This is a genomic window from Pontibacter aquaedesilientis (assembly GCF_014773225.1).
GTDB lineage: Bacteria > Bacteroidota > Bacteroidia > Cytophagales > Hymenobacteraceae > Pontibacter > Pontibacter aquaedesilientis.
The window spans coordinates 493503-505591 of the sequence record NZ_JACXAJ010000001.1 but is presented as its reverse complement, the minus strand read 5'-3'; the positions used below and the strand labels follow the sequence as shown (position 1 = coordinate 505591).

The window sequence follows — 12089 nt, the reverse complement described above, 5'->3', positions numbered from 1 at the left end:
CAACTGAACGGAAAGTCAATTTCAACACATTAAAAACCATTTTTTTAACATTTATTATTCGGTAACACAGCAAGTTCTGTGTTCGACAGACCAATTGCATTGGTCCTGTTTTTACATGATTTATTCCGAACCCTAAAATTTTAAGATTATGAAGCTATTTAAAAATTATTGGCTGGTCGTCAGTTTGCTGCTCAGCCTGGTATTTGTAGTAAGCAGTTGTGACGACGATGACGACGGGGGCATAGACCTGCCTGACAATGAAGTGCGCTTCGATAATATCGCGTTGACCGGAGCAGCCGAAGTTCAAAACCCACCCGTAACCACGACTGGCAGCGGCGAACTGGACGCTGTCTATAATATGGACACTAAAAGGCTGACGTATGTCGTGACCTGGGCACTTGGAAACTCAAGCGACAGAACCGTCGGCATGCACTTCCATGGCCCTGCTTCCACGACTGCAAACGCTCCGGTTGTCATAGGGCTCCCCCTGACCGGTAGCTCCGGCTACGACCCAGGAACGAGCAGTGCTGGTAGTTCCGGTACAGTCTCAGGTCAGACCCGCCAGCTTACCCAGCAGGAGGAAGACGATCTGTTGAATGGGTTATGGTACCTGAACATTCACAGCACCACTTACCCGGATGGTGAGCTCAGAGGACAAGTGGAGTAACCTAGCACCGACAGGTACATTTACAAAAGCCGCACAGTTTGACTTGTGCGGCTTTTGTGTGCAGGCAACTTCTGACTCATGTCTTTATAGGCGGCTGAGAGGCTCTTTCTCCGCGATCGAATCAGGCAGGGTTCCCTCCTGCTCCAGGTATGGTGCCAAGAGCGGGGCCATGCCGCGCAATACCTGAACCGGCAGCGAGGAAGTGAAATGGAAATCGTCCGACTCACGACCGGGCACAAAGGCGGTGAGCGTACCAAAGTGATGCTCCCCCAGAAAGAAAACGAAAGTAGCGGTGCGGTTGACGGAGCGGGAAGCCAGGCGCTGCCCTCTTTTGCTCAGCGTCACGATGCGGTTATCGCCGGTACCGGTTTTACCTCCCAACCGGATGGTCTGGCCTACCATGCCAGGTATACCGCCCTGCAATCGGCGGGCAGTTCCGGTCTCCACGACCTCGAGCAGGTTTTCGCGCAGTATGGCGGCGACTTCTGGTGCCAGTACCTGCTCTCCTGCCGCCTCTTGCCATCTCATGCCGGTTTCGTAAGGGGTTTGGGCCGCAAATTGCAGTTCCTCTACCCGTAGCGTCCGTTGCCGAACGCCATCGTTCAGGATAATTCCCATCAGTTCCGCCAGTGCCTCAGGCCTGTCTCCGGAAGAACCCAATGCAGTCGCCAGCGAAGGAACCAATTGCTCGAACGGGTAGCCCAGCCGTTGCCAGCGCTGCTGCAGATCATCGAAAGCGTCAAGCTCCAACATGGTCCGAATGCGGGAGTCACGGGCGCTCTTGTGACGGGATCGAAAGAGCCATTTATATACCTCCTGCCGTGTATCCTTACTGGCAGCCACTACTTGCGGCCAGGTAGCTTCCGGATGCTGCTGCAGATACTGCAACGTCCAGAGCTCCAATGGATGAACGCGCGAAATATAACCCTGATCGTTCAAGTCAAACGCCTCGGGACCAAACTGGTGGTATAACTCCATGATGCGTTTATCTTTCAATTTCTTTTCCCAGGGCACACGCTGCCGCACTAATTTCCCAAAGCTTACCGAATCTGTTTCAGGATAAAAGAAACGATGCACTGTAGCGAACCGGACTGAGTTGAGGCGCATGCTCTTTACCAAGGTTTCAAAGCGCTCCGCTTCTGTCTTCCCTTTATACTTATGCCAGAAACGGAGCATATAGGTCTGCCCTTCCCGGTCGGCAAAGCGGGTCAGGTACTCCCGGCGGCGCGGGTCGTAGTCGTTTCCGACCAGGGTGGCGGTGCCGCCAGTGCGCTGCTGTATGCTATACCTGACCAGGTCACGCGTTATCCGGATAAAGGGCAGGTTGATGGACTTCAGAAAGGCTTCCCGCACGGTCGGGCTGCGCCCATTGTCGGTGTTGCTGAAATTGTGGAAGGTATGCATGCCACCACCCGTAAAAAACATCTCATGCGGACTGGCCGAGTAGCGTCTCTCAAGCGATGCCTGGAGCGTAGCCGGCAGACTTTTATCCCGGGCGTGCAGCAGGTACTGCAGTACCCAGCGGCTCAGGTTGTCCTGTGATTTGGCCAACTCTTTGCGCAGATCCGGTGCAGCCAGCCCGGTATACCTGTCATGTAGCTCGGCGATCACCTCAAGGTAGGTGACCAGTATGCGCAGTTTGGCGGTAGAGCCCAATTCGAGTTTGCTGCCCGCATTCAGGTCGAAAGGCTGGTCGGTGTTGTCGGTCTGTACACGCACCAAGTTCCCAAGTGGCGTGCGCTCATACAGCGTAAAGCTGTAGCGAACTTGCTCCGTACGGTCTGGCGACAGCAGGCGCTCTCCAAACAGCCCCGCACTTTTGGCGAATTCTGGCTCATTTAGCCGGGTCAGGTAATCGCTTACCTGTTGCTGCAACTCATACTCCAGGCTGGTAGTGGCGGCCAGGTCCATTCGGTCAAGGTCATAAAGTGACTTGCCCAGCAATCCGGATAAATGGGTACGCACCATGTGCGAACCCTTGTCTGTCTCCACAGCCACGGCAACCGGGTGCGTGCTGAAGTCGCGGTACACCACTTCCTCAGCCAGTGCCGCATCGCGCAGCCTGCCGCTAATGTGCGCATTGGCAGCCAGCAGACGCAGGTAGCTCGCTGTCAGCTCGCTCAGCGCTGCATGGCCCCTCGGGCTGAGGTAGTAGGCAGGCCTGCGCTGGGCAATCAACATCGAAAGCACCTGCCGGAGTGCCAGCCCCTGTGCCTGCAGGGTATCGCCTTCGGAAACGGGCATACTCAACAGCCTGTTCACCTGCTCAAAATCGGCCCCGAACCATACCCACAGGCCATCGCCTAGTCCATGCACTTCGCCGTAGGCTGGCGCACCATAGAGCGGCAGGGTGTTGAAATAGGTCAGCACGAGGTTTTGTCTGGCAGGCAATGTTTCCGGTCCCGTCTGGTAAGCCCGTACGCTGGCAGATGCCATTTGGCGCAGCTTTGCCTTCGGACTGGCTGTTATACCCTGGGAGGAGTGGCGGTACTTTTCGATCTGGGTGGCTAATGTGCTGGCTCCCATCGTTTCATAATCTAACCCGGCTCGGCTGGCCGCCATGTGCAGGCCTGCTTTTGAAAAGCGCAACCAGTCAATGGCGGGGTTCATAAAAGGTTTGTCCGGTGAGAGCAGTTCCCGGTTCTCGATAAATAACAAAGTCTGTGTGATCAGCGAGGGTACGGCTTCATAACTGGCGTACACCCGGCGAGGGTACCTGAATTGGTAAACAGGGTTGCCACTCCTATCCACAATGTGCAGACCGGCCTGCGTCTTTTCCGGGTACGGGGCAAAATACCCACGAGAGGTATAGTCGATCAGGGCTTGGGAGAACCTGGTCTGGTGTGCGACTTCCATCCCACGGGCCTGTGCCCGGTCCACAAGTTTGGGCAAGTGAGCGTATCCAAGTCTTTTATCGAAAGGGCCATGCGCCGGGAAAACGATCGCGTCGCTCGGTCCAACGTCAACCTGATACGTTAGGGTACTGGCGTAGTGCGCTATTTCACGCGCCTGTAAACGAGAAGTTCGGGCTTCATATAACACGGCAGCGATGACAACTCCTAATACAATGAGCAGCACTCCAAAGAGCATCCATTTGAGGATGGTCCCACGCTTTCTCTCCTTCCTGGCCGTGTGAGTGGGACGGTAATTGCTGACTACCATCTCCGAATTTATAAGGTGCTAAAAAAGATAAACTGGTAGTATTATGTACGTTTAAAGCAACCCAAAAGGGTATTCAAATAACTGTTTCTTAACAATATATATAAATATTAAGCATATAGGCCGCCCTTGTCAGCGAGTTGCCTGACAAAGACGGCCTATTTTACCATGCAATGCGACTGATGGATCAGGCAGAGTTGCGCTCCGCGTTGATGATGCCAAATGAGCAGCGTACGACCAGTTTCTCAAACACTTGTTTATCCTGCTGTGCCTCGCCCTGCTCCTCTACACGCCTGATCCGGGCCAAAGCATATTGCTGGATGGTGATCAGCGGCAACTCGATGCGCTGCCGCAGCTGAATCGAAAGCTCATCCATGGGTTTGTCCGCCATCAGCGTGTCGGCCCCAGCCAGCAGGAGCACGTACTTCCGGGTGCGCTCAAACTCCTCGTAAATTTGCTGCCAAAGCGGGCCGTACGTCGGGTGTTCTGCCAAATAGGCCGTTACCGGGAAAAAGCACTTCTTCATGGCCATCTCACAGTTATCGAGCAAGGTTTTGAAAAACAGCGAGTTTTTGTAGAGCTGTTGTAGCCGTGGCCATTCCCCTGCTGCATGCAAGGCCTCCAGGGCTTTGCCCACGCCGTAATAACCCGGCAGATTTTGCTTCAGCTGGCTCCAGGCCCCCACGTAGGGCACTGCCCGCAGATCATCCAGGTTTAATTTGCCAGCCTTTCGCTTAGAGGGGCGACTGCCAATATTGGCCTCACCATAATAGCGCAGTGGGCTCACGAAAGTCAGGTAATCCAGAAAAACCGGGTTGTTCTTCAACTCCGAATAGGCCTCGAAACTGACTTCCGCCAGTTCCTGCAACAGCCGGTCATCGTCCGGGGCCAGGGTAGGTTTTTGGCGGTCGAACAGGCTGCTGCTGATGCCCGCATACAGGAGCTGCTCCAGATTAAAGCGGGCCGCATCCACCGAACCGAAATTAGAACTAACCGTTTGGCCCTGTATAGTCAGTTGAATCTCTTTGTTGGCGATGTTATTCCCCATGGAGGCGTAGAACTGCTGTGTTTTGCCACCGCCACGGGCCGGCGGTCCTCCCCTTCCGTCGAAGAAGATTACCTCCACGCCATACTCCCGGCTGACCTGTGTTAGGGCCTCCTTGGCTTTGTAGATACTCCAGTTCGCCATCAGGTAGCCGCCGTCCTTGGTGCCGTCCGAAAAGCCGAGCATGATGGATTGGGTATCGCCACGCCGTTGCAAGTGCGAACGGTATACCTCATTTTCATAGAGTTGGCGCATCACAGTCGCTGCCTGCCGCAGGTCGGTGATGGTTTCGAAGAGCGGCACGATGTCAACGGTGAGCGCCTCGGGTTGCCAGCCTCCCAATCGGAACAAGGTATAGACCTCCAGCACATTCAGGGCACTGGTGCAGTGGCTGATAATGTAGCGGTGGCATCCCTCCTCCCCGTTGCGCTCCTGTATCGTCCGGATAGCGGCTACCGTCTCCAGCGTGTCTTGTAGCAGTTCATCGTCCCCAAATAGCGCCTGGTTTTCAAGGCTTCCGACTGTACCCAGCAAGGCGTCGATTTTCTCCTGCTCCGTAATTTGAGTATAGTTTTTGGGCAGGACATCGGTGCGTTGCGATAGCTCCTCAAACAGCTGATCATGTACCGAGGAGTCCTGCCGGATATCAAGGGAGGCGAAGAAAAGACCGAACAACTCCACGCTGGTGATCAGGGCTTCCACCTGGCCCAGGAACAAACTGTTGTGCTCTTCCTGTAGCAGTCTGCTGATTTCGCGCAGCGACTGAAGGATATCCTCCTGTCTGAGGTCGAGGGTATGGCCAGGCACAAAAAGGTTATTGTAGAGCTTTGTCTCCAGGTCCCGCAGTAAATCCTCCACTCCCTTAAAAGTAAGGCGGCGCTTCAACCGGCGCACATCGGCATAATAGGCTCTGATAACAGCGATGCGCAAGGCATCCGCCACCTGCAAGGTAGTATCCGCTTTCACGAAAGGGTTGCCGTCGCGGTCGCCGCCGGGCCAAAAACCCATCCGGATCAGCCTGGAGCCCTGTTTTGCAACATCAGGGAATTGTGCGTTCAGGTAAGAGACTATGCCACTGGCGGCACGGTAAAACACATTCTCCAGAAACCAGATCAGGCTGATGGCCTCTTCGTAAGGCGTAGGTTTCTCTTTTTTGAAAAACGGGGTTTTGCCCAGCTGCCGCAGGTAGGAATGTGCCTGTGAAGTATTGTCAGACGCCAGCGCTTGCGACAGGTCGTTGATGATTCCCAGCACGTTGCTTGGGTAAAACTGGGTGGGGTGCGCTGTCAGTACCATGCGCACCGCAAAGTCCTGGAGTTTTGCTGCCAGCTTTTCCTGCGCTTGCTCCTGCTGTACCGCAATGCTGAGCTGGTTCAGAGTGCCCACGCCCTGCATGTCATGCGTGTCACGGAAGGCGGCTTCTTCCAGCGCATCAAAAAGCACCACCTGCCGCTCAGCATATTGTATGAAACGAAACAGCAGGTCATGTTGCTCTTGCTCCGTGCGGTAAGTAGTATATTGTGTAAAAAAACTCTGGACGATCTCCTGTGGGCTTTGGCCACGCTGATACCCATCCTCGCAATGCAGCACCAGCAGCGAAAGCAGCACACCCGTTTTCTCGACCCGATGAAAGGGCAGCGAAGAGAACAGGCTGTTATACATTTCATAGCGCGTACCCACCAGGGTAGAGAAGGTTTCGAGGCTAGGGTTGGCTCGCGAGGCGATGTGTGTGGTCATAGGCTTGGGTGAAAGGACAAAACTTATCTCAAGATAATGAAAGATTTGGCATTTCGAATAATTTGACTCTGGCTTAATGCTATCAACATAGAAGGTATAAACAAACTCCGGACACCAGGCAGCTTGCTTGAGCGGGTTTTAGCATGTGGTATAAGATCTTAGCAGTGCGCTTACCGCCAGAGCTTAGGGTCTTAGCTTAAATCGTGAGATGGGCCATGAGCCAGAAGAAGGCTATCTGGCTTTTTCCTGTTTCAAGGTATGGAATGAAGGTCTGTCGGCGTATGAAAATCCAACTAGCGCTTTCAACCTTACTACAAGTCCACAAACTTCGAGACGATCCTTTCCACACATTTGGTCATCAGGCTGGTGGCAACCCCATCGAACAGAGACTGGCCCATGTGGTGGAATACCGACCTTTGCATATCCCGCTCCTCCGCTACATACCCTTCCCTGAATTTGCCCAGTGTGGAGGGGTTGTTGGTCTTCACGATCAGGGCGTTTACCAACCGGGTGCCCACCTTGAGCAGCAGGCCGGGATTGTCCGGATCGTCTTTGCTCAGGAGCTGAATCTTCAGGTTGCTATAGGGGAAATGCACCTGCCCCGTGGAGGTGGTGGCCGTCGACTCGATCGAGAAAGTCGCTTTTCCAACCTGTCCGCTCCTGATCCGGATGAAGAGCATGTTTTCAAACAAAGGGTTTAGTACTGTTAAGTCCATCGGGTCCAGCGTGCCCTCGTAGGTATAGCGGTCTTCCGGATGATCCATCTCAAAGGTATAGCGCCCCTGCAGGATGCTGGCCCCCATTAGCCGGGCCTTCACGTTGGCGGTTATGATGTTGTCCTGGCGGATAAGGGCCGTGTCGTTCGTGACGTTAAACAACTCCATGTAAACGTCTTCCAGCCGAAACACAGCAGGTTCACTGGCCTGAACAGCGATAACCGCATGCTCCAGGCTCTTTTTGTTGACCACCACCGTATCCAGTTTGATGTATAGGTCGGCCCCACGAAGCATCTGCTGCAAAGTCGGAGGCCTGCGCCCCGGATCAAGGCCGATGCTGTTGTCGCGGGAGACCTCCAACCGCGGATTGCGAATCAGCATTTTCTGCGCGATCAGGTCCTGGTTGTTGAACAGGTTCCGCAGGTTTGCATTTATTAACTCCAGGCTGGGTACCTCCAGTTCAGTCCGGTTGCGGGCATAGCCAGACTCATCGGCCTGATCCTCCTTGCTGAAAAGCGGCCGCAGATGAAGGCTGTCGAGGTGTAGCGAATGGCGCTGCATGGAGGCCCTGATCTCCTTTATCTCCAACGCATACAGGCTGTCGGGCATCTGGTAGGTATAGCCTTGTATCAACACCTCGATGTCGTCCACGTCAAAAATATCCAGCGGGTCGTTTTTCTCCAGCGACACCAACCGGAGCTCATCTATACCGAGCGCTACGTGTGCCAGTGCATGACTGCTACGAATTGTGTCGTTTCGGAGTATCTCGAAGTCGAAGGAACCGTCTGTCACATCCAGTCGCCCTACCCGCAAGGTCGAGATCAGTTCCTCCACACGCTCCCTAGTGCCGTTGCTGGAGGCCGTGTCCTGCTCGGCCAGCGCCATGCTCTGATTCGCAGGTACATCGTGGTCCTGCAGAATGGTCACCTTAGGGCCGGCAAGCAATAGCCTGTCCAGGTGATATTGCCCCGTGGCGTAGGCGTGTATCAGGTTAAAGCCCGAAATGCGCGATCTTCTGGCGGTAATATCGATCAGGTTGTGGCTGGCCAGTTCCGGTCTGTTTTCTTTGAGGCGCTCGTTCACCCCTCTGTCGGCATTTACCAACAAGGTGCGGGCCACCAGTTCCTGCTGCCTGCTGGAGTAGTGCAGGCTATCCAGCCGGATGGTATACAGGCTGTCGGTGGAACGGTAGGTATAGTCTGTTGCCACCAAGTTCAATTCCTGCATCGGGAGCGTGTCGTTCAGGTTTTTAAAACTGGTGGGCGTCAGCTCAAATCCAGTGATGGTGGCGGTGGCGTGTTCCAGCTGATGGGTGCGCATGACGGGCCTTAGTTTTTCGCTGAAGGTAAAGGAGCCGTCTTCGAGCCGGATGGTGTTCACCGAAATCAGCTCCATCCTTTCGAAAAGCGCCTTACCTGCCTCCCGCTGACCTGCGCCAGACTCCGTCACCTCCCGGTCGAGCAATATGGCCACATCCGGTTGTTGGAGCACAAGCCGGTCCGCCTGCAGCCGCCCCGTGTTGAGGGCCCGGATTAAATCCAGCCCGGTTATCTGCAGCGAATGGGCCGAGAGGTCGATGAGTTTGCGACTGGCGTTATTGCGAAGCTTCTGCTGGTTGTTAGCCCGTAAACTCGAGTTCACATCCAGCGACTTGGCCAGGAACTCCTGCTGCCGGGTGGAGTAGCGGAGTCCGCCCAAAGTGAAGGTATAGGTATTGTCGGGCATCCGGTAACGGTAGTTCCGGGCCGTTACCACGAGGTCCTGCAGCGGGAGAACCTGATCCGGGCCGAAGACGAAAGCGGAGTCCAGTTCGAGACCGATGGCCACCAACGAGGCATGCTCCAGCTGCTGCAGGCGCTGTATGTTTCTGTTTTTGCTGTGCTGCGTGAGGGCGGCATCGCGTATGCGGATCTCCCCTACTTCCAAACTGCTGACTATAGCTGATACCTGCCGGTATAGCGCCTGCAGGTCGGGGCCTTCTTCTGACTTCGGCACGCGCTGGTCGGTGCGCACATCGATCACGGGCTGCTCCGCGGCTATGCTGCCGATCGTGAGTCTGGACGACCGGATGGCCTCCAGCAGCTCCATTTCCTGAAATCTCAATTGCGGCAACTGGATGTCGTAGTGCGTATGCTTCGCCAGGTTCTGACTTTTCAACGCATCGTTTTTGTCCCAGTCGCCAGACAGGTGCAGAGCCTTTGCTTCCAGGCTTTTGTCGCGGGTGGACAGCTGCATGCCGGCTGTCTGCAAGGTATAGGGACTGCTGACCGGGTTGTAGGTATAGCGGCCTGTGCTGATGCTGACTGCTTCCGCAAAAACTTTTTCGCTGGGTGCAAAGAGCGTGAGAGAGTCGAGTTGCACCGCTTGCAGGTATAGGTTTGCGTTGGCCAGCCGGTGGATGGTATCCACCGCAAGGCCATGTTGCAGGTAAGAGAAATCACCATTCCGCAGGCGCAGTTCCTGTATACCGAGCGCACGCAGGTAAGGCGAGAGTTGGGTATAGCGGTCCTTCAGACTGGGGCTTTCTGTGGTTTCGGGTACGTTCAGGTTTTCGTGCAGTTGCAGGGTGCCGCGCTCCAACAGCAACTGGTCGAGTTGCAAGTCCTTTGTTTCCCAAGCCGAGGCTACATCCAGTCCCTGTAGGGCGAGCAGTGGCGCGCTGAACTCGTAAAGGGTGCGATGGGCCTGGTCTTTGGGAAGTGCCGCATTGGCCTGCAGGTTTGGTTGCACGGCAATGTGCTGCGCTTTCAGTTCCTGCTGCCCCGAAGCGTAGGTAAAGCGCCCGACCCGAATGGTATACACACTGTCGGGTGTACGGTAGGTATAGCGCCGGATGGCGAGGTCAAGGGCATCCGCCTGAAACACCTGGCTGATCGCCTCCTGCGTCTGCAGGTCCAGTTGCAGACCCTCTACCTGCAGCGACAGTTGCAGGATATCGTGCTGCGGCCTCCCCTGCTCCCCCAGCAGCTGGTAACGGTAGCTGGCATCCTGCAGGTCGAGCTCCCGTATGCGCAGCGCTTCCAAGCCGCCACCCCCTTTAGAGCCCTGACGGCTTTTCTTCGTGACAGCCGCATCGTGCCAGTGCGTGATCTCGGGTTTTTCAGCCACGACTTTGCCCACCGTCAGGCGGTTGTTGAAGAGGAGTGCCCGGAGGTTGATGCCGGTGATTTCGAGTTTCGGGCTTTGCAGCTCCAAAAGGCTTGGACTGGCCTGCCCCTTCTCCTTTTGCTGGTGGTGCAAGGCGGTATCCGGGTATAGATGCACGCCCTGCAGGGTGACGCCCCAGTTGCTGAAGCTCAGATCCAGTTCGTCGAAGTCGAGTTGGTATAGCCCATCGGTTTGCTGGGCCACCTGCTTTTTGAGATAGCGCTCTGCCAAAGGCTCGGCAAAAAAGAAGAGGACCAGCAGCGCCAACAACAGCAAACCAGCCAGGCTCACAAGCACAATGCTTGCAATTTTCAAGGCTTTCTGGCCCTTGCCGGGCGTAGCTGGTTCTGACATAAATCGTCGCGGTTCGTGGAAAAGGTGAAAGGTATAAAAGGATGCCGGTGCCTTGTTTTACGGGAGGAAGGGGTTTGAGATGTTTTTTGGGTGGGAGGTGTGGTGGGGTTGAAGTAGGATATGGTTATTAGAGAGGGAAGTTAAAGTGAGTTTGGGAGGGTAATAATTGGAACAAAACAGAAAGTAGAGGCTTTATTTATTAAATAAAATATTACATTTACTATATATAATAATGTAAAGAACATCATTACTTTCCAAGAAAAAACATAGAGCACTCTTTTCTATTTGTAAATTCTCAAAATGAAAACTGACTTAAATACTCTTAAACTATACCTAAAAAAATTTACCAAATTAAGACAAGGCGTCACGAAATACGGTAAGGCTCCACACAAGCCAGCCCTTCTGTTAACTTTTATTGAGCAGTTTGAAAAAGCTGAAATCAATGACAATAAAGTTTTCATTTCACCTGAGTTAGTGGCTCTGTTTAAAGAAACATTTGCGCTGCTAGTAAGAACCGCTCATACATCTGACTTCTCTTTACCTTTTTATCATTTAGCCACTGAAGGTTTTTGGACTGTAAAGACTAAGCTTGGATCTCCATTAAATGTTCACATTAAAAGCATCCACACACTTAATGAAGTAGTAGATTACGGATACTTTGCTGATGACCTTTATGCTCTGCTCATTATTACAGAAAGCCGTAACATACTTAAAACAGCTCTTTTAGATCATTACTTCCCCGACACAAAATCAGAATATCTTAAAACTAGACAAGGGGGCTACATTCAAAACCTTCAAAACTATTTACTGAACGAGAGCACCGAAGCCTATACCCTAACCCTAAACGATTCAGACGAAGAGGAGCAATTTATTCGTGGAGGTATGTTCAAAAAACTAGTACCTCAAGTGTATAACCATACTTGCTGTATCACAGGAATGCGCCTTGTCTCCAACCATGGATTTTCTATGATTGATGCATGCCATATCGTTCCATTTAGTTTGAGTAAGGATGATAAAATCAATAATGGATTGGCACTTTGCCCTAACTTGCACCGGGCTTTTGACCGGGGTCTTATTTCAATAGATAGAGATTTAAAAGTATTGGTTTCTGATGCTATCGCAGAAGATCTTTCAAACAACTATGCCCTTCAACATTTAAATGGAAAGAGCATAATTTTGCCTTTTGGTACAAAGCATTATCCTAATGGCTCAAACATAGCTTGGCATCGGGAGCACGTGTTTAAACAGTAGCTAGTAGATATAA

General features: G+C 53.3%; 5 protein-coding genes. 2 read left to right on the top strand and 3 right to left on the bottom strand.

Features of this window, described 5'->3' with window-relative positions; all coding sequences use genetic code 11:
* Nucleotides 1–148 precede the first annotated feature (148 nt).
* Complete coding sequence (locus H9Q13_RS02190; RefSeq protein WP_191182112.1) at nt 149–667, top strand: CHRD domain-containing protein; 519 nt, start codon at nt 149–151, stop codon at nt 665–667.
* An 84-nt stretch (nt 668–751) separates the two neighbouring features.
* Here H9Q13_RS02190 and H9Q13_RS02185 read toward each other — a convergent pair whose 3' ends face one another.
* The 3 genes from H9Q13_RS02185 to H9Q13_RS02175 all read right to left on the bottom strand — a co-directional run bounded on the left by H9Q13_RS02185 (nt 752) and on the right by H9Q13_RS02175 (nt 10825).
* Nucleotides 752–3829, bottom strand: a complete 3078-nt coding sequence (locus H9Q13_RS02185) for a transglycosylase domain-containing protein (protein WP_224744015.1) — start codon at nt 3827–3829, stop codon at nt 752–754.
* A 184-nt stretch (nt 3830–4013) separates the two neighbouring features.
* Nucleotides 4014–6608: a phosphoenolpyruvate carboxylase gene (locus H9Q13_RS02180; RefSeq protein ID WP_191182111.1), complete on the bottom strand. Its 2595-nt coding sequence runs from the start codon at nt 6606–6608 to the stop codon at nt 4014–4016.
* Between the two features lie 311 nt (nt 6609–6919).
* Nucleotides 6920–10825 carry a hypothetical protein gene (locus H9Q13_RS02175; protein ID WP_191182110.1) on the bottom strand — a complete coding sequence of 1302 codons (3906 nt, stop codon included), beginning with the start codon at nt 10823–10825 and terminating at the stop codon, nt 6920–6922.
* 300 nt (nt 10826–11125) lie between these two features.
* Between H9Q13_RS02175 and H9Q13_RS02170 the strand changes: the two genes are divergently transcribed.
* Nucleotides 11126–12076, top strand: a complete 951-nt coding sequence (locus H9Q13_RS02170; protein ID WP_191182109.1) for an HNH endonuclease — start codon at nt 11126–11128, stop codon at nt 12074–12076.
* Nucleotides 12077–12089: the final 13 nt, after the last annotated feature.

Excerpts from the sequence above, each read along its gene's own strand:
- H9Q13_RS02190 (WP_191182112.1), top strand. The coding sequence starts at position 149 with ATGAAGCTATTTAAAAATTATTGGCTGGTCGTCAGTTTGCTGCTCAGC.
- H9Q13_RS02185 (WP_224744015.1), bottom strand. The coding sequence starts at position 3,829 with ATGGTAGTCAGCAATTACCGTCCCACTCACACGGCCAGGAAGGAGAGA.
- H9Q13_RS02180 (WP_191182111.1), bottom strand. The coding sequence starts at position 6,608 with ATGACCACACACATCGCCTCGCGAGCCAACCCTAGCCTCGAAACCTTC.
- H9Q13_RS02175 (WP_191182110.1), bottom strand. The coding sequence starts at position 10,825 with ATGTCAGAACCAGCTACGCCCGGCAAGGGCCAGAAAGCCTTGAAAATT.
- H9Q13_RS02170 (WP_191182109.1), top strand. The coding sequence starts at position 11,126 with ATGAAAACTGACTTAAATACTCTTAAACTATACCTAAAAAAATTTACC.